The 18,340-nt window shown below is 48.9% G+C and carries 25 protein-coding genes; 23 read left to right on the top strand and 2 right to left on the bottom strand.

Annotation, left to right across the window (positions count from 1 at the left end; translation table 11 throughout):
- From IPG22_07105 to IPG22_07205, 21 genes are all read left to right on the top strand, one after another.
- Positions 1–173: sigma 54-interacting transcriptional regulator (locus IPG22_07105; GenBank protein MBK6588045.1), on the top strand; the 173-nt coding region annotated here is incomplete at its 5' end.
- 813 nt (positions 174–986) lie between these two features.
- Positions 987–2,039 carry a hypothetical protein gene (locus IPG22_07110; GenBank protein ID MBK6588046.1) on the top strand — a complete coding sequence of 351 codons (1,053 nt, stop codon included), beginning with the start codon at positions 987–989 and terminating at the stop codon, positions 2,037–2,039.
- Positions 2,029–2,253 (top strand): hypothetical protein, encoded by a 225-nt coding sequence (locus IPG22_07115; protein MBK6588047.1) that lies wholly within the window; start codon positions 2,029–2,031, stop codon positions 2,251–2,253. Before IPG22_07110 ends, IPG22_07115 begins: the two co-directional genes overlap by 11 nt.
- Entirely contained in the window at positions 2,243–2,488 is a 246-nt protein-coding gene (locus IPG22_07120) for a hypothetical protein (protein MBK6588048.1), read from the top strand. Before IPG22_07115 ends, IPG22_07120 begins: the two co-directional genes overlap by 11 nt.
- 196 nt (positions 2,489–2,684) lie before the next feature.
- The gene (locus IPG22_07125) at positions 2,685–3,332 is read left to right on the top strand and encodes a hypothetical protein (protein MBK6588049.1); all 648 of its coding nucleotides are present in this window, start codon (positions 2,685–2,687) and stop codon (positions 3,330–3,332) included.
- Complete coding sequence (locus tag IPG22_07130; protein ID MBK6588050.1) at positions 3,329–4,012, top strand: hypothetical protein; 684 nt, start codon at positions 3,329–3,331, stop codon at positions 4,010–4,012. Before IPG22_07125 ends, IPG22_07130 begins: the two co-directional genes overlap by 4 nt.
- Before the next feature lie 7 nt (positions 4,013–4,019).
- Entirely contained in the window at positions 4,020–4,628 is a 609-nt protein-coding gene (locus IPG22_07135; GenBank protein ID MBK6588051.1) for a hypothetical protein, read from the top strand.
- A gap of 34 nt (positions 4,629–4,662) precedes the next feature.
- Entirely contained in the window at positions 4,663–5,505 is an 843-nt protein-coding gene (locus IPG22_07140) for a ThiF family adenylyltransferase (GenBank protein ID MBK6588052.1), read from the top strand.
- A 106-nt stretch (positions 5,506–5,611) separates the two neighbouring features.
- Complete coding sequence (locus tag IPG22_07145) at positions 5,612–6,130, top strand: hypothetical protein (GenBank protein ID MBK6588053.1); 519 nt, start codon at positions 5,612–5,614, stop codon at positions 6,128–6,130.
- A gap of 120 nt (positions 6,131–6,250) precedes the next feature.
- Positions 6,251–8,269, top strand: coding sequence for a DEAD/DEAH box helicase (locus tag IPG22_07150; GenBank protein MBK6588054.1), 2,019 nt, complete (start codon positions 6,251–6,253; stop codon positions 8,267–8,269).
- Positions 8,266–8,475 carry a hypothetical protein gene (locus IPG22_07155; protein ID MBK6588055.1) on the top strand — a complete coding sequence of 70 codons (210 nt, stop codon included), beginning with the start codon at positions 8,266–8,268 and terminating at the stop codon, positions 8,473–8,475. The genes IPG22_07150 and IPG22_07155 overlap by 4 nt, the downstream gene beginning before the upstream one ends.
- Before the next feature lie 18 nt (positions 8,476–8,493).
- Positions 8,494–9,162: a hypothetical protein gene (locus IPG22_07160; GenBank protein MBK6588056.1), complete on the top strand. Its 669-nt coding sequence runs from the start codon at positions 8,494–8,496 to the stop codon at positions 9,160–9,162.
- Between the two features lie 67 nt (positions 9,163–9,229).
- Complete coding sequence (locus IPG22_07165) at positions 9,230–9,631, top strand: hypothetical protein (GenBank protein MBK6588057.1); 402 nt, start codon at positions 9,230–9,232, stop codon at positions 9,629–9,631.
- Positions 9,632–9,882: 251 nt separating this feature from the next.
- On the top strand, positions 9,883–10,167 hold the full coding sequence (locus IPG22_07170; GenBank protein ID MBK6588058.1) for a hypothetical protein: 285 nt from the start codon (positions 9,883–9,885) through the stop codon (positions 10,165–10,167).
- An 18-nt stretch (positions 10,168–10,185) separates the two neighbouring features.
- Positions 10,186–11,253: a hypothetical protein gene (locus IPG22_07175; GenBank protein MBK6588059.1), complete on the top strand. Its 1,068-nt coding sequence runs from the start codon at positions 10,186–10,188 to the stop codon at positions 11,251–11,253.
- A gap of 29 nt (positions 11,254–11,282) precedes the next feature.
- On the top strand, positions 11,283–11,492 hold the full coding sequence (locus IPG22_07180; GenBank protein MBK6588060.1) for a hypothetical protein: 210 nt from the start codon (positions 11,283–11,285) through the stop codon (positions 11,490–11,492).
- Between the two features lie 84 nt (positions 11,493–11,576).
- Positions 11,577–11,993: a hypothetical protein gene (locus tag IPG22_07185; protein ID MBK6588061.1), complete on the top strand. Its 417-nt coding sequence runs from the start codon at positions 11,577–11,579 to the stop codon at positions 11,991–11,993.
- 18 nt (positions 11,994–12,011) lie between these two features.
- Entirely contained in the window at positions 12,012–13,631 is a 1,620-nt protein-coding gene (locus tag IPG22_07190) for an AAA family ATPase (protein ID MBK6588062.1), read from the top strand.
- Positions 13,632–13,646: 15 nt separating this feature from the next.
- A complete protein-coding gene (locus IPG22_07195; GenBank protein MBK6588063.1) occupies positions 13,647–14,045 on the top strand; it encodes a DUF1257 domain-containing protein in 399 nt (132 codons plus the stop codon).
- Between the two features lie 12 nt (positions 14,046–14,057).
- Positions 14,058–14,249, top strand: a complete 192-nt coding sequence (locus IPG22_07200; protein MBK6588064.1) for a hypothetical protein — start codon at positions 14,058–14,060, stop codon at positions 14,247–14,249.
- Positions 14,246–14,992, top strand: a complete 747-nt coding sequence (locus IPG22_07205) for a 4Fe-4S cluster-binding domain-containing protein (protein ID MBK6588065.1) — start codon at positions 14,246–14,248, stop codon at positions 14,990–14,992. Before IPG22_07200 ends, IPG22_07205 begins: the two co-directional genes overlap by 4 nt.
- 904 nt (positions 14,993–15,896) lie before the next feature.
- Here IPG22_07205 and IPG22_07210 read toward each other — a convergent pair.
- The gene (locus tag IPG22_07210; GenBank protein MBK6588066.1) at positions 15,897–16,352 is read right to left on the bottom strand and encodes a Fic family protein; all 456 of its coding nucleotides are present in this window, start codon (positions 16,350–16,352) and stop codon (positions 15,897–15,899) included.
- A gap of 41 nt (positions 16,353–16,393) precedes the next feature.
- Positions 16,394–17,152, bottom strand: coding sequence for a hypothetical protein (locus tag IPG22_07215; GenBank protein ID MBK6588067.1), 759 nt, complete (start codon positions 17,150–17,152; stop codon positions 16,394–16,396).
- Positions 17,153–17,544: 392 nt separating this feature from the next.
- On the opposite strand from IPG22_07215, the gene IPG22_07220 reads away from it, so the two are divergent.
- Entirely contained in the window at positions 17,545–17,853 is a 309-nt protein-coding gene (locus tag IPG22_07220) for a GNAT family N-acetyltransferase (GenBank protein ID MBK6588068.1), read from the top strand.
- On the top strand, positions 17,766–18,332 hold the full coding sequence (locus IPG22_07225; protein ID MBK6588069.1) for a GNAT family N-acetyltransferase: 567 nt from the start codon (positions 17,766–17,768) through the stop codon (positions 18,330–18,332). The genes IPG22_07220 and IPG22_07225 overlap by 88 nt, the downstream gene beginning before the upstream one ends.
- Positions 18,333–18,340 lie beyond the last annotated feature (8 nt).

Consider the following 18,340-nt stretch of genomic DNA (forward strand, 5'->3'; position numbering starts at 1 on the left):
CAAAATTTCTAAAGGCGGTAGAAGAAAGGCGTATTCGTCGTGTCGGCGGGACGCGGGATCGAGAGATAGATGTTCGAATCGTAGCTGCGACTTCCAGAGATCTGCAATCGATGGTGAACAGCGGCTCATTCAGGGCGGACCCATTTGACTCGCTTGAATATTCTACAACTTGAAACTTTACTCTCAGATATCAGAAGGAAAGGATTTTAGAGACATTCTTGGATCAGTTGGAAAAAGAGAAGACTATAGGTATAGAATTGCCGTTCCAGAATCGAAAAGGATGCTCTTTCCGCAATCCAAGAACTGGAGTGGAAGGGCAATTACCGCGAACTTCGCAACTTTGCCACCCGACTCGCTGTGGAATCTATTGATGATGTGGAAATCACTCATCAATGCGTCAATCGTATGGTGCGCGACCGAGACAGATGCCCGCATGTTGAGCTACCGATAGCTGATGAAAATGGAAGTTTTCTGACAGTGATCCTCGACCCCGAAACCGATGATTTGGATAGTGTGTACGTAAAGGCGGCCGCAACATTTATTGAACACGCCTTAAGACGATCCAACGGGAATTTGCGACGTGCGGCCCGTTCGATGAATACTACTCATTCAACGATTTCGCGGATCCTTAAGAAGAACCAAGAACGGTTCGTTTCTCCGTCAAACCCTCCTACATCTTTCGCGGCTGCGGCGTAAAATTACATACAAGGTTATCGGTTTAGAGGTTCGCGAGGTTTCGCGAACCTTTTACCTTTTGTTCGACAATCATTGGGGAAACAAAAGAGCGGTAGATAGGATTGTGGAGATAGAGATATGGAAATTCTGAATAGCGGTTCGTTCATCCCCTTGATAATCGCGAGAAGATAGAACAACTGATCTTCACTGCCAGAACGCTCGCAAATGAGGTTAGTCAAAACGAAGGATTTCAAAGCAGCGGGCAGACGAATCAGCAGATCGGACTGGAACTCTGGAAGGGCGCCGAGTATATGACTCGGTCGCACGAGGAAGTAACGATCCGGAACATTTTCCTGAGCAAATTTCTGGAAAGGCTTCGTGAGATTGAACGTGAAACCGTTCAACTATCATCTAGTCCAATCCCCCCTTCGATTCCGGCGGCAGTAGAAACCACTGTTCCTACCAATTCAGCGATTTTTACTGAACCGCAGACCCATATCCAGACTGAATCTACGGTAGAAGCAAAAGACGAGTTCCTCGGTATCGTCGATTCGGAAGAATCAGTTCAGGAGCGACCATCTTACGCGAACGAGTGCAAGCCCGAATGCGAGGAAGAGATCGTTTCGATGTTGGACTCGGCTGAGGCCTTTTCAAATGTCGAGCCGCCTGATGAAGCAAGAGTAGAACATAATTCCGTCCCACCTCCGATACTAAATCTCGAAGTCGAGGAATCCCAGGAACATGATGCGGTTAAGTCCGCTTCAGAAGTTGAGAGTGACCCTGAGCCAACGCGCTCGATAGAATCGTTAGATGACTCAGTGTCAGATCGAAACGACACTGAACAGTCCGTAAGATCGGTTGTTCTGTCTGAAAAGGAACCCTATAACTTTGACGCCTGCACTATCACGGTCGTGATCCAGTTACTGCCCGAATCCAACGGTTCAAGAGACAGCGTTGTCAGTGTGCGTTCGCATGGTTTTGCTCCGCAGATTGCATTTGTGAACCGGTGCAATGAAAGTGGTGAGTTCAATCTATCTGATCCGATATCGGCGGCCCTCGACGAGTACCAGAAACTCCCTTCCTCTCCTGGCGGCCGAGAAGATGAAGAAGGAGCAGGCTACAACCAAAAAGCGAAGTCCCAAGATTGCTGCGAAAAGTCCAGATCACCTTTCCGAGAAGGCGGTTACGGGCGCCGACGCAACTTCAACTTCAAGTGCAATACCGCAGGAACCAGCGAAGGACCAACAGTCCCTTTGCGCTTCAGAGAAAATTATGGAAAACGAAACCAAAATTACTCCGGAGGAAAATCCGTCGGGCACCACGAACGGCGACGAAACGGAATCGACGGAAAGCATGGATGGTAGATCTCCCGTGACCGATCCGAAGGCGACGATTAAGATCGAAGGGCAGACTTTCGAACTTGATGCGTCGCTCGCACAGGAAGATAAGACACTGAAGGTTGTGCTTCAGCCGCATTTCGCTTCGATCGAGAACGCGAACATCACGCGTGAGGTTAAGGACGGCAAACTCAGCGTCACCATTGTCAAACGAGCGCAGCATAAGGGCTATGCCGCCTGACGAATCGCCTCACGAACTATTGCGGGCTGAGAACGAGCAGATCAATCCGGCGATCATTCTTGCGGAACGGCTAATGCGGCGGGAGGCTACAGAACTTTTGAGCGTCGAGGAAGTAAGCGAGGCCGAGAAAATTCTGGCGATCGGCACTCAGGAGATCGAAACAATCGAATCCCACCGAAAGGCGTTTCAGAAGAGCCCGGCGTCAGCGATCGACTATATTCCCGTCGGATTCTGAGTAAGCGAGACTTTGATGAACGGATTAGGGATTGGCGACGGCCGAGAACGGAAAGCCAATTTTTGGATTTGGCGAACGTCTGGTCCGCTCGCTCGAATATCTTCAATTTAAAGCAAAAAGCAACAACGCCTTATATGCATGCGAAACAGTCTCCAGAGTCGTATCGGAACAGCACAAATACCGGCTTTATATTGAAATGTTTCCAAAAGACTGGGAACGATCAACAAAGAGTCTCTATAGAGCAGGTTATTTTAAGGCGTACAGCGAACGTACAAATGAATTCTTTCAGCTTATAAATGACAAGCGCTTTCCACTGCTCGAATACTGGCATGACGATCCTGAGTTAGAACTAGAACGATTTGCTATTCCGCCGATGAACTTCGACCTTTGCTGCGAAGAAGTTGATTTCGCACACTTGCGGGACAGTTACCTGGCCGGCCTGACGTTTTATTTTAATGAAGATGACGAGATCTGGAAATATTTTTCTGAAAAGTACGAAGTTGATACGGAATCACTTCCTCCGATCAAGACGGCACATGCAAATATCTGGAAAGAAAAGCATGGTGCAAAAGCAAAACCCTTCAGCGATCTGATCCGCCTGGTCGATCACTCCACCGGTAATCCGTGGCTAGACGTTACTAACTGCCAATATCCGGAGTTCTTCGAATGGAACAAAGAAACTGTTGACTATTTGACCGAGGCGTATAATGCCGCAAACCTGTACTTCAAAAATCTCGAACAGCTAGATAAAAGGATTGAAGAAGATGCTCAGACATTCTTTAGTGAGCTTATTTCATTCTGGAATAACGGAAAGGTCGGGTCGGGAGGCAAAGCTAACCGATGAATAGGCCCTTACAAGTACCTGTCGATGCTTCCGCCGCGCTGTATTTCCTGCCCGGTCAGTATCTCTTTGCTGATCTTAAAGAATCATCTGTGTCGTTGAAGGCTCTTTCGAGTGACCAGGTGGCTAGGGCCTTTCGAAGAGTTTATACAGATACGGGATGGCTTGGTAAACGGGTCTTGCGTTACCGCGAGGCTCCCGAAGGTAACGCGATCCTCTCGTACGAGCCAGCCGCAATACGCAAGATAACTATCGCTTTTTCTGAAAAGGGACTTGTGGAGATCTCAGTTCCATTGCCCCCTCTCATCCTTCTCGGTAAAGGACGGGAATATTATCTCTGGGCCTCGGCTTCATCTCACATATCGGCTAACACCAACCTTGCGGTTGCTCCGCTGCCTAATGTTGGCTCTGGTAAGATCTGCTTTGGAAAGAACGAAGTTCCGGAAACCCACCCGTCTGCACTCAGCGAAGTGTGGCGGTTGATTTTCGACACGCCATTTAATGCAGATAATGCCAGCGAGCGATGCCTATCCGAACCACAAGATGTGCGCGAACTTCTTTTGAAATTGGCGGATGACAAAGCGAAGAAATTTCCGAAGTCCGAATTGCTCTTATCAAGTACTACGATCGACGACGCATGGGAAACAATCGTTGAACAGCGAAGATATGATTCGCGGTTCTAAAAGAAATATGGAAAGACGAAAGGAGTTTATCGGCCATCGGATCGCAAAAGAACGATTTGAGCCGGTAGAAGCCATTCTTTACGAGTATCTTCTTGCCGGTAACGGCGTACTTCTAAGAGCTCAACGTGTTGAATTTACGGTTTCAGTTCCTCTGATGTTCAGAGAGATAAAGGGCCTTCCAGCCGCAAATGTAGGTATCAAATGGCATAAGCCGAAAGTTCCAAATCGTATATGGGACGAAATTTGCAAACACGCCCAGATCTCCAATTCGAACGAGAAATTTAGGGAAGAACTTTATCTTGTCTACTGGGATAGTGAGCGATACGCGTGGCAGTGGTGTACGTCGAGCAAGGACAGGACACATACCTCGACCATCGCCGATGATAGGCGGCCCGAATACTCGAGGCCTGTATCGAGATTCATACGCACCCAGATGGGGCATACCAGTTTAGTACCGCAGATGACCGCGACGAATCGGGAAAGTTCCGCATCTTCGGAATCATTGCAGACGTCCACGATAAACCAAAGATCAGATTCCGCTGCGGGATCTACGATCACCTTATCCCAATTCCATTTTCCTGGATCGGACACTTGCCAAGCGGAGTTGTCGATCTGAATGAGGTCGAAGCTCTGCTTCAGATGATGTTGTGATGGATATCGATCTCAGCTTTTCGCAGGCCGCCGTTGTGATGCCTGTCGAGTTCAACTCTCTTCGGTTCATTGTTGTCGGTGCCGGAGGAACAGGTTCCTTTGTAGTTCCTGCTCTAGCGCGACTGATTTTCGAACTAAAGCAGCAGCAAAACAAATCCGCCGAAATGCTGATCGTTGACCCGGACGTGGTAGAAAACGCAAATATTCCGCGCAGCAATTTCTGCTTCGCTGAAGTCGGACGATACAAGGGACAGATACTAGCGGAACGAGTTTCTATGGCTTGGGGAATAGAAACAAGCTTTTCTTGTGAGAAGTTTGATCCCGGGAAGCATCTTAAAGGCTCGAATAGCGACTACCGAAATCTGACGATCATCATCGGTTGCGTCGATAACTACATGGCTCGACGAGAGATGCATCGCGCTCTTGATGAGTTTCGCGACTACGGTGACGCGTCCAGACTTTGGTGGATAGACGGTGGTAACGGAAGATCGTCGGGCCAAGTATTGCTAGGCTCGACAACAAGGCGCTTAAAACCCGAACAATACTTCACGGGAACTAGTATCTGCCGAGCACTTCCGGCACCGTCGCTTCAGCACCCCGATCTTCTTGAACCCGAAAAAATTGAGGCGAGGAGTGATGTATCGTGTCCCGAACGGGTTCGTCAGGGCGAGCAAGGTCTTAACATCAATCAGCGGGTGGCGATCGAGATGGCTGAGATGCTTTCGTCGATGCTTTTGACAAGAACCCTCAAGCGATTTGCGGTTTATTTTGATCTCGACAGCGGAACTGGTAAATCTCGCTACTGCACCCTAGACTCCATCACCGAAGGAACCAGATTATAGTTCTTTCTGAGCCGCAAACTTCTGAAACAACAACATTTATGTTGTCGGACTCCGTTCTAATCACCAACCTCGCGAATAAAAACACATGATGCTATAAATAAATCTAATGGAGGCAAAGTTTAAGACAAGCGACATTGTACAAAGCATTAACCAGCCTGAGGTAAATGGTGTGGTGCTGGAGCCTTGTTGGGATGATCAGACCGAAAGTTGGATCTACAAGGTTCAATTTAGCGGGACCGTTGCCGCCGTTCCGGAAACCTCAATTCGGGGTTGGACTCGGGTGAAGACAGCGTGGGAAAAACTGCGCGATCATGAGTTCTCTGGAATCGATCACTTTCGCGATACGTTAACATTTCAAAAGGTCCAATCTCCCACGGCTCGGGTTGCACACGCGTACTCGTCAGCGAGAACGATGTTCTACCCACACCAGTTTAAGCCCCTCCTGAAATTTCTGGACGGGGGAGGAAACGGTTTGCTTATTGCCGATGATGTCGGCCTCGGCAAAACTATTGAGGCAGGATACATTCTCCGCGAGCTGGATGCTCGCAAGAAATTAGAACGGGTTCTAGTACTCGCTCCCGCAAGACTCGCTACCAAGTGGAAGCGTGAGATGGCAGAGATTTGAAGAGCCGTTCGAGATAGCAAAAGGAAGTGACCTTATCGACCTATCCAATTCTTTGGAAAAGGCCGAGACGTCGGACCTTTTAAGTGGATAATATCCTATGAAGGGGCCCGACATAAGGACGTGCAGAATGCGTTAGAGGCTGCGCAACCTGGATTGGACCTTATTATTGTTGACGAGGCTCACAGGCTTAGGAACCCTGAAACGTTGCAGCACAGGCTTGGAAGACTTTTATGCGATCTTGCCGATCATCGTGTCTTCCTTACCGCGACACCTGTGCAGAACACATTGGATGATCTGTGGAATCTATTGAGGCTACTGTCCGAGGATGAATTTCCAGATCGCGAAATTTTCAGTCGCCAGATGGAGGCCAACCGAAAGATATTGGAATGCCAGCGGATCGCCTATTGGAAGCATGTCAATTTATCCGAGCCTGAGCGGCGAATTTATGAAAGTGTCGAACAACTCTGTCGAGTTCGACCTGATCACGAGTTGTCTCAAAGTTGGGGATATCAGATGGCTACGCTTATGGCTTACAGGGCCACCGCGAGTTGTATTCCGGCCGCAATCGCATACTTTCAGGAACGAATTGAGTCATCGAGTATGTCTGAGGCCAGAACTATGGCTAACGATTTGGGTTCTGATGCGCCTGACGATGAAGTATTCGGACAAAGTGTGACGAGCGAAATTAGCAGTTGGTTTGGTTCGCAAAAGGAGAGACTCGCCGCTCTTGTGACCGATTGGTCTCAAAATGGTGGGGCCGATACAAAATTTGAGGATTTCTACGAAACTTTAAGTACGATTTGGGACGAAGATGAAAAGCTAAAAATGCCACGTCGCAAAATTGTGGTCTTTTCGTTCTTTCGAAAGACGCTCGAGTATCTTCGTAGATCCCTTGAGGCGAAAAGTATCGGCGTTCGGATGATCCATGGGAAAATTCCACTTTTGGATCGGGATAGGGCAATCGAAGACTTCTTAACGCTTTCTGAAAATGACGTCCTTCTAACCTCCGAAGTCGGTGGAGAAGGTATCGATCTGCAAAGTGCGTCCGTCGTTCTGAATTACGATCTGCCTTGGAATCCAATGGTTGTGGAGCAACGCATTGGTCGCGTCGACCGGATCGGCCAACAAGCTGAGCGAATTGTGGTCATCAATTTTGTCGTACAAGATTCGATCGAAGAAAGAATTCTGGAAAGGCTTCTAAGAAAGATCGGGATTTTCGAAACTTCGATTGGTGAGATTGATCCAATTGTTGGGGACCAGATCGAGAAACTAACTCGCGAGGCAGTTAGTGGCAGCCTAACGCATGACGAGTTAGAAAAGAAACTGCGTATCGAAGAACGGGCAATTGCGAACCGGACCGTCGTTGCAAAACAAGTCCGTGGGCAGGCTGAAAATCTCTTTACATCAGATCAGAGTCTGTTGGACGAAATAGCTGCATTATCAGGCGAGAAGCAAGTTCCCGGCGAGGCAGACCTCTTACGTTTTCTCAACCGGTTTTTAGCGACATTCTATCCCGGATATCTTATTCCCGAAAATACACTTTCAAGTGTTCAGCGATTTAGGCTTTCGCCGCAATTGGCCCGGGACATTGATGACTCATCACTAGAGTTTGGAAGCGACGTAATAGCGTTTGGTAGGAGAATCGCTTCTACTGAGGTCACGGCAACCCTTTCCCGCGAGGTCGCTTACCGTCATGCGAACGCGGATTTGCTACATTTTACTCACCCACTCGTAAAGTTTGCGGTGTGGAAATGGGCGGGCCGCTTCGGAAATGAGACATTCTGTTTGGCCCTTAGCGAGTCTGAGATCCTCGAACCCGGACTGTATGCATTTGCGGCTCGAATTCTCGAGCTCGATGGGCCGATTCCGAAGAATAAACTCCACATTGCTATAGTCGATTTCCAGGGTGACAGACAATGGTCTGATCCCGCCAGTACGGTTCCCGTTCTCTTGGAAATACTTGACCATGGAGCTAGTTATAAGCTCGCGTTTACACTGGCTGAGAAATCGGAGCAGGTTGAACTACATCTGAATCGGATTCTAGACATCTCCCGCAATGACTTGGACAACCGGGAAAAGCAGCTCGCAGTTGACAGACTCGCCCAGCGGAAGGCAATTCCGTGCGAATGGCGGAAATGAAACTAAGGAGAGCAGTGGATCAGGTATCGAGAATGGTCGAGGGTGGGGCGAAGGAATTTGCGATCAAAATGGGAACTCTAAAAATAAGGAAAGCAGAAGAAACTCTGGCCGCTGTCCGAGCCATTGAATCTCAAGGTATGCGAGTTGGTGTAAGCGGCTGGACCGATATCGCAGTCGGATACCTAAAGGTAGGCACACCTATTTAGAATATGAATCTTTAGAATATGAACCGTCTGCATCTAGGAATCGATTACGGGACGAGTGCTTCGAAACTAGTATTGCGCCATTTCGAGGCGGCTGGAGGCGAGAGGGCTTACCTCCTCGAACCGAACGACCGTTTTCGGATACCTTCAGCCGTATCTTTTGATGGAGAAACCATTCGACTCAACTCGGACCTTCAGGATGCGTTGAAAAGTATAAAGATGAGATTTGCGGGAGATGTGACAGGTAGTCTCCGACAACATTTTTACGGAGAATTGAAGAATCTTCCAGACCGCTTTTCGAGTGGAGATCTCGTAACCCTGACTGTTTGGCGACTTCTCTCAATTGGACATTTGCACGCAGTGAAAATAGTTGGGAGTCTAGAATTTAAGATGGGAATGAGCCTGGGAATTCCGATGAGTTTTCTGGAGGACAAGGTACTACGGGAGAGCTACTTGTATGTTGCGAGAGTTGCCTATCACATGTATACCAACTATGGACCCATCGGGTCAGACACGGTTAGCTTGACAACGGCACGGGAGCTCCTTGACGGGAGGCTTATTTCGCAGTCGGCAAAAACCGCCCGTGCCGGAAGCAAATGTACGAAACTGGCTAAGATCGGAAACCGAAGCCTCAATGTTCTGGTCATTTCGATCGCCGGCAACCCCGAGCTCTACCTACTTTTGCATTGATGTTGGAGCCGGAACTACGGATTCTTGCGCCTTCTTAATCAAAGATGAGCATATCGACGGACAGTGGGTGAAAGACTCCATTGTCTTTTTCGGGGCTCATTCGCACCCTTTTGCTATGGACGCTTTGTCCAAACGTGAAAAGGAGGAAGGCTGTCAGCAAATTCGCAACGGGCTTGTCCACGCAGCGCAAAAAGCCTACGGTCGGATTTCTGGTAATCACGTTAGCGTAAACCAATGGAGCGATCCGAAATTAATTATTTTAGGCGGCGGAGCATTCGACATCGATTTGTGCAAGGCGATGATACCCCACCCGATGACGAACTTTAGAGAAACGTCATTGGAACGTCTTGATCTTACCGTTCCGTCCGATTTGGTGCGCACCGATGGTTCATCCGCGAGACCGGAAGATATTGTGTTCACATCAGTGGCTTACGGACTCGCTCAGATTTCAGGCCGTTCCGGCGGCTGAAAGGCCGAATCAGGTTCAGAAAGTAAAAAATCATGCTACTGGTTCTTTGCCAAACCATGACGAAATATATGGCGACTAGGATACTCGTCGTTTAAGAATCGATAGACATAAGACAGGTCTAACTCCTCCTCAACATCAGGCGTGTTCAGCGCAGGACGAATTCAAGAAAATAGGCTGCAGACACCTGCGTAACGTCCGTACGGATGTTCCTCGTATGTCTACTTTATTACCGGGAAACGCTAAGAATCAGTTTGCTTCAGCGCGTCGAACAAGAGGGTATTAAAGATCCAATTGTCTTTGCGCTTTACAGGGTCCCACTGAGCGGTTGGACATGGTTCGCTACTGAAGGCAAGGCTGTTGGGGGCGACTTCCTGTTCTTTGGTTATGTCGTGGGGCTTGAGCGCGAATGGGGATATTTCTGTCTCAGTGAACTGGAATCCGTTGACATCAACGGGATTAAAGTCCGTCGTGATGAGGATCACGTCCTGAGACCGTTATCCGAGTGTTTGCAGCAATACGGAATCGCTGAAAATTGAGCGGTGGGCAGGATGCGAATGGAGACTCAAACATCTGCCGGAATTTCCGGCTCGCAGGCATTGCCATCGTTAGCATCTTCGGTGCTCCGAAACGTGTTTGGCGGCTCTCGGACGGATGAAACATCGACGGAAGGAATTTCCTTGGTTGAGCAGCCGTCTGATATTGCCAGAGAAGTGCTCGCTAGTCTTGAAACCAGAAAGGACCGAGCTTCGACGGAGTTGGGTATCAGTGCTGAAGAGGTCGAATCTCTTCCTTTCGATCTTTCGACACTGGAAAGTGAAGGCATCTTCATGAATATCGATTGTCGGGGGTTCGGTAGTCTTGTTCGGCAACTGGAATGGAAAACTCTCGGAGTTCAACTACCTGAGAATGCGGCAGTCAGAGTGAGTCCTCCGCGAGCCGGGTTGCTCCCTGATATCTATCGGAATCGCCTGATGCGAGGAGGGGCTCAGGCTCATAACGCTCTAAACAAATTCGGCTTCAGATTTACGCTCTGCGAAACCGTCTGGGGTACGAGCGAGTACAAGTGGATTCCTTGGACGGCATTTGAATCATTCGAAAAGGCGTATCTTCAAGCCTGCGAAACTCTCGCCGCAGCAAAGAGTGAGGTTCTTTCTAAATACGACGAGATCCTCAATATCCTTCAGGACAGCTTTTATAAACTGGCGGAAGATTCAGCGGACCGATTCGAAGCCACGAGCGACGAAGCCTTTGATCGAGAGGAGTTCGTCAATGCGGTTGCGGCACAAGCCATCGGAATGGTCCCGACACGCGAGATGATCCGCGATGGCCTAGTGATAACAATGAAGCCGAAGGTGGTCATTCTCGGGTCGGAGATGATCGCCGAACGAAACCTCGCAAAATCTCTTGCACTCGAAACGACCCGCATCAATTCTGAGCAGACGAAGATTGATCTTGAGATCGATGCAAAACGCCGAATCGAAGAAATAAAGGTCGATGAGGTCACCGCTGAAACCCGAAGAGAACGTGAGGTGAAAGAGCGTATCCGGGAGATGAAGATCGAGGCGGCAAGCGTGAAGCGGAAGAAGCCGTATCTCCGATCAAAGAAGGTTTCGCACAGATAACAGCGAAGATTCTTGAATCTGCTTCGGAAATGGCAGAACGAATGAAGGGTGCGGAGTTTGTGTCAGGTTCATTGGCCAAACGAGCACGTCAGATGTGCGAATGGTATCAGCTGATGAACTTCACAGGCGATACCTCTCTCGAAAAGGTGCTCGAACAATTGCAGACAGCCGCCGGCCGGGAAGCGAAGCAGCGTTCGCCGGAAGAGATGCGAACGGCCCTGAGCGATCTCTTAGAATGACATCAGTCCATTCAAAGAAGCTACTCGACGAAGACCGGCTAAGCGCCTCTCGAACTCTAGATCAAGGACGACGAGGTCTTAAAAATGGCAAACTTCGACCTGAGCAAATACATTCCGGTTCACGCACGCATAGCAGAGTTCTATGAGAAGTATCCCGACGGCCGGATCGTTACCGAGATCATAAGGCTTAACGAAGACAGCGGCTTCGTGTGTATAAAGGCCGGAGCGTATCGGAGTAGAGATGACGCCGAACCCAGTTCTACGGGACACGCATTCGAAATCCGTGGCCAGGGATATGTGAACACAACATCCTTTATCGAAAACGGAGAAACCAGTGCGGTCGGCAGGGCATTAGCCAATCTTGGATTCAAAATCGATAACGGCATCGCATCGCGAGAAGAGATGCAGAAGGTCGAAAGGATGACCGATACTACTAAACCGACCGGCAACAATGGACGAAACGGTTATAACGGGCGTCTCGTCACACAATCCGTTTCTTAACTTCAACTTTAATAAAACATGTCTGAATTAGAAACCGGTGCCGACAGCATCCGGAAGTTCCTGCATGAGCTAGATATCAGGATCAGAGCCCGATACCCACTTATCGCAATCAATACTTTCGAAGAAGACCGAGTACGAGAGGCGTTGATCGATCTCGTCTTTCAGGAGCGGCATAAGGAAAAGTCTCTCTATTTCTGGAGCCGCCCAAGCGGCCTTCAGAAGGTGTCTGATCCAAAAGAGGGTCTGCTAAGTTCGCCTCAAACGATCGGCGATACCGAAGATCCCGAAAGCCTTCTTGGTTTTATTAGCGAGCAGAAGACAGGTATTTTCCTGCTGTGTGATTACGCACCCTATATCTCACCGTACGGGCAGGAAGACCCTTTGCTGGTTCGACGACTTCGTGAGATCGCCTGGAAGCTGAAATCGACGAAAGCCACAATTCTCTTCGTAGGACCGAACTTCCCAGAACTCAAGACGCTCGAAAAGGAAGTAACGCAAATAGAACTCGACCTTCCGAGGGAATCAGAGATCGAAGACTCGATAGAGCTTCAGTTTGAGAATCTGCGTTCGAACGGTCTCGATATTAGCCTTACCAAAGAAACCCAAGACGCACTGCAGCAGTCTCTTCTTGGTCTGACAGCAGTCGAGATCAGCAATGTCGTCGCAAAGGCGGTCATCAGTTGTAACGGTCTGAATCAGGATTCGATCAATGTCATTCTTGAAGAAAAGAAAAACGTCATTCGAGGTAGCGGCTCATTGACCTATGTTCATCCCGAACCGGCAAGCAACTTAGGCGGCTACCAATCGCTTCGAGCCATCCTCGAACGCGCAGCATACACATTCAGTCCGAGAGCAAAAGCACGCCACGTCGAACCTTGCAAGGGAATTCTCCTCGTCGGATTGCCGGGTTGCGGAAAGGATCTCTGTAAACGGGTCGCGTCAAGCATCACGAATCGGGCTCTGCTTGATCTGGACTTTGGTTCGATCATGGGTGAGGGCGGAGGTGTCATTGGCTCATCCGCGATGTCGATAAAGCGGGCGTTATCTATCGCTGGCACGATTAAAGGCATTCTTGGTATCAGCGAGTTCGAAAAAGCGGTCTCAGGAATGAAGTCGTCCAACAAGACCGACGGCGGCGAAACGGCCCGAACCATCTCCTATCTTCTCAACTGGATGCAGGACAACAAGGACGTTCTCGTTTTCGCGACCGCGAACGACGTTCGAGAGCTCGAATCCGAACAGTTCAGGATCGGCCGGTTCTCATACATTCATTTTGTCGACCTTCCGGAAAGCGAGGATCGTCGAGAAATATTCCGAGTCCATCTCAAGAAGAGACATCTCGATACCGACCAGTTCGACCTGGAAAAGCTCGTAGATAAGAGCAAGGATTTCTCCGGTGCGGAGATCGAAGGTGCAGTACAAGACGGAGTCCTTGAAGCCTTTATCGACGGTGACCGGCAGGCCGAGACTCGCGACATCATTAAGGCCGCCGAGGGCATCACGCCTACAGCTCAGATGATGAGCGAGAAGATCGAAGAGATCCGCAAATGGGCACGGAACAATATCAAAGGCGTAGGCTCCCGAAACGAAAATCCTGGCATTACCGGAAACCGCGCCGATCGGATCTATGAACTCTAATTACGGAGAATCTAAATGAGTAAATACATGACATTCGACTCTCAGTCGTTTCCGAATCGAGAACTGCTTCTCGAAGCCTTGGCCGAATGCGGGTTCGCATCCCCGACTGTGGGAACTGACATTACTCTCGAAGGATGGGACAAACGCGATCCACAAACAGCGGACGTCGTAATCGGGCGTCGTGAAGTACGCGGACAATCGCTTTTAGGAGATATCGGCTTCAGGAAAACGTCAAAGGGCTATGTTGCGGTTATCGACGACATGGATCTGTCCTATCGCCTCGGCAAAGATTTCATCGTTAGACTGCAAAACAACTATCACGAAGCTGCCGCGAGGAAGATGGCAAAGAAGCTTGGGGGAACGCTTAGTAAAGAGCGGGTGGGAAAGACTCTCAAGATACGGATTAAATATTGAGGAGCAACGAAAATGCCTGAAGTCGAATTCAAAATCGATACTGAACGCGGAACCTGCGAAACAGAGATAAAAGGCTATCACGGACCGATGTGCGAGAAAGCGGCAAGACAGCTTAAAGAAGTCCTTGGCGATCCGTCTACCGAAGTCCGCAAGGAGGAGTACTTTGTCACTCCAAGATCGAAACAAACGACGAGACGAAAATGAGTAAGGAACTCACATTCATCATTGAGCCCGATCGTGGAAAGCTCACCATAGAAGTCGGGGGAGTTTCTACGGACGACTTAGCTGACCTCCGTGCGAACTTTGATTCCCCGCACAATGTGAACTGCGGCAAGCCGTCGGACGTGGATATCTCTAAACCCGCTAATCAGATTGATGCCTTATCTGACGATCATCGTTTTATCTGGCTGTACACGATATACCACCGTTCCGTCGTTGATGGTCCGGGTGTGCGAAGCGTAGTCCAGGTGTCAGGTTGTACGATTCGATGTTCAGGTTGCTATGTACCAGAAACTCACAATCGACTGAATGGCAAGAGAGTTCCGATCTCTTCTATCGTTGCCGACATCTTGCGGGAGAAAAATAACAGCGACGGAGTTACAATCCTAGGTGGCGAACCATTCGACCAGGCAGAGGCGGTGGGCGAACTTGTGGCCAGCCTAAAGATTCATGGAATCAATGTAACCGTTTATACCGGCTATACAATCGATGCTCTGATCCAGCGAAATGTTCCTAGTATCCATTACATTTTGACTCACATAGATTTGCTCATAGACGGACCATTCCTAAGTAGTGAGAGAGTCGGCGTCGGCGAGTATCGGGGTTCAATGAATCAGAGAATAATTCGAATCCTCAATTCCCGGAAAAAGGACTCGAAACGGGAGGCGAGCGGTTCGAAAATTAACCGGCGGTTTGAAATGAAACCGCCCTTTGATCCGATAAATTAGTCGCAATTATAATTAATTTAATACCCGACGCCTGCCAGCGACATTTCGATCTTCATATTCCAGAATATCTGCCATCCGGTAGCGTATTTGATTACCGATTCGAAGTGCCTTCAAATGCCGAGGATTCGACCTAGGTAAGGCCCTGAGGCGTTGAAATCTTTTGGCGATTGCTTCGAAAGTACCCGTAAGATTCCATCGTTGTGCGAGTTGCTGGCTGTCGATTATTTCATGATTCATAAGGCAAGTTCCCTCTCCTGCTCAACCGCTGAATGCAAGCCGTGTGCCTTTTTAGCGTCTAGAGGTTCCTTCACCGACAAATTGGACATTCGGCGTCATAAGTTCTCACATCAAGTCACTAATGGTCGTGAATAAAGAGAGAAATTCCCCCTGAAATTCCCCCTGAAATCCAGATGGGAAGAAACAGAAGGACCTGCCCGTTTTCGAGCCGGTCCTTAAGTATTTGTATGTAAATTAGTTAATGTGGTACTGGGGACGGGAATCGAACCCGTACGAACCTTAGTTCACAGGATTTTAAGTCCACAGGTGGACACTTTCGGACAGCTGTAGACACGATCAGCCTATCATGGACATATAAACGCCTCGGTAATTCCCCCCGAATTTCCCCCCGAAATTGCTCGTCCGGTGACAACAGATCACTGATTAATAGACTCAGAGATTTCCCGAATTGCGGACTCGATTGACAGGATCTCCTCGTCGGTAAGTTCCGGAAACTCCTTTTCTCGTTTGTTCTTCGACAGGGTGCCGCGATTCTGTAGGATAAACCGAATCAATAACGAGGCTCGTCGGTCCGGCAAATCGACGATGTTCATCACTTCTGTAAGGGCCTGATCGAATACTGCTAAGAAACCGAGTTCTTCCCGTAAGTCGCGTCGAATCGTCTCTGCTACGCAGCCGTACAAATATTCGACAATCTCGTCGCATCCCAATACCGATATAGATTCGACGTTTCGTTCTCGACTGTCATGCCACCTTGAGCGTCCAATGTAAATTCGATAAATGGAAGAATTGCTTTCGAGAAGCTTTCCAAAACGCGATCATAGTCGACGCGTTCGCGAAGCATGACAGCAGACACGGGAAAAATTAGCTTCGGCGGAGCGAACTCCGAGCGCGCCAACTCGTGATGGATCAAAAAACGATGTATTCGGCCATTGCCATCTTCGAAAGGATGGACAAATACAAATCCAAACGCCATCGCCGCGGCTGCCGCAATTGGATCAACCGAGGAGGTCTGAAGCCGGCGGGCACAGTCCATCCAACCTTCCATTAGATCCCCAACGTCCTCCGGTTTTGGGCAAACGAAGTGAACCTGCACGGTGTAATCGCGCAGTCTGACCGACATAGTTCTGGATTGTGCCAATCTTTTGCGGAAAAGCGGATCGACTATCTGGTTCTGCAAATCGACGAAGTTCGCTTTATCGCCTGTTTCAAATTCTGCAGCGTGCTCAAGGGCGGCCACGAAACGTTCAGCCCAGATTTTCCCGCCACCTCGCCCTCGATTGCGAAAGACGATTTTGTTTCCCTTGTGTACAAGAAGCTTATAGCTCTTGCCAAGATCAGCGGGTCACTGCCTTCGACGATCTCTCTTGCTTCCTTGTCGAGTCCTTCAGCCACAGCGCTTTTTAGTCTGTCTGTGAGGCGAATTAGCGGGCAGTAGGTGCGGGTACCGAGTAGGTTATCGTTGATACGCTGACGCCTTATCTGCGTGCTGCTTGCAGTCAATTGCAGCTTTGGATTCAGCAAATCGACATATCCTGTCGGAGCTACATCCGGCAGATCCAAAATCTCACCTGTAAGTAGTTCATATAAATACCATATTTTCCGAGCATAGATCCCGGTAGATTCGGTGCTAACCCAAGTTTTAATATCTTCCGCGGCGATTTGAGCAAAAGCGGCTTGTAGCACACCGAGGTCTACTGGATCATACCGCATCGCAAATTTCAGGTTTTCATACAAATTATTCGTGGCATAGGTTTTCGGGTACTGTTCGAAAATCGCTTCGTTCTCAATACGTGTTCTTCGCGCACCGGCCACCACGGAGGAGTGAACGGCCGGCACAGGGGTCCTCAATTTAAGCTCTTCGATAACGGCAACAAGCCCGATGTGTCGTGGCAAGGCCTTTGATGGTCCACTTTCAGCCATATATTTTTCTTATCGGAAGGGCAAAATCAAGATAGATCGTTGTTTCTCGTGGATTTTTCTTATCTTTTCTCATCCAATTTCTTTATCTTTCATGTGAAAATCTTATCGAAGTGAGTCTTACGTGTGAGTATCTTATCATATGAAGATGCTCGTGTGAAACTCTTATCGCGGCAGTCTCGCTGTAGGAAAATCGTATCAGCTATCCAATTAACTTTACAGAATGGAAAAACGGAGGATAAAGAGCATGTGGTGGAAAATGACATTCGTCAACACGAAATGTCACGTTACACCGATAGCCACAAGAAACCTGTGGTTGATTAGGAATAATCTTTGTATCTGGCGGAATCCATTAGTGCCGAGCCTGATTCGGGTCGGAGGAAATGTGGTCCCATATGCAACTCGCACAATCGATAGATTGGGATCGTATCGATCATCAACCTCCCCGTCTTTCTCCGACGATTGAGGGTAAGTATGAAGTGCGAATTGCGGAAAATCCGCCTGAAGTTGCCGCGGCTTTGAGACTGCGGCATCAGGTTTTCAACGTCGAGATGGGATCGAATGCAAACAGAACGCCGGTCAATTCTCAGCTGGAGTTCGACGCCTATGATTTCAAATGCAAACATCTCGTCTTCTCGATCGAACGACAGGCAAAACGGTTGGGACCTACCGACTTAACAGCCTTGATACTGCCCGGTCTATAAAAGGTTTTTACTCGGCTAATGAATTCACGATAGAAGATCTGCCCGAAGAAATCTTGGAAAACGGGATCGAGATCGGCCGAGCCTGCATCGCCCGCAAACATCGAAACACAAGGGTACTGTTCCTTCTTTGGAAAGCCTTGCTTTCTTACTCTAGGCACACGGAAAAGCGCTATTTCTTCGGTTGCTGCTCGGTTTTTACGCAAGACGAATCGGAAGGTGAACGGATCTTCCATCAACTTAGACGTGACGGCCATTTTGACGAAAGGCTAAAGGTAGTTCCCAAACGTGACCAGATTGATATTGACAGCGATTGCCATGAAGGCGACGCGAAACTACCGGCATTGTTTGATATGTATCTGCGGCTGGGTGCCCGAGTTTGCGGACCGCCCATAGTGGATCGCGAGTTTGGTTCTATAGACTTTTTCGTCGTCTTTGATATCGAAAACCTGAGCCCAAAATATCGCAGAATGTTTGGATAAAATGCTCT

It is taken from the genome of Acidobacteriota bacterium, from assembly GCA_016703965.1.
Taxonomy (GTDB): Bacteria; Acidobacteriota; Blastocatellia; order Pyrinomonadales; family Pyrinomonadaceae; genus OLB17.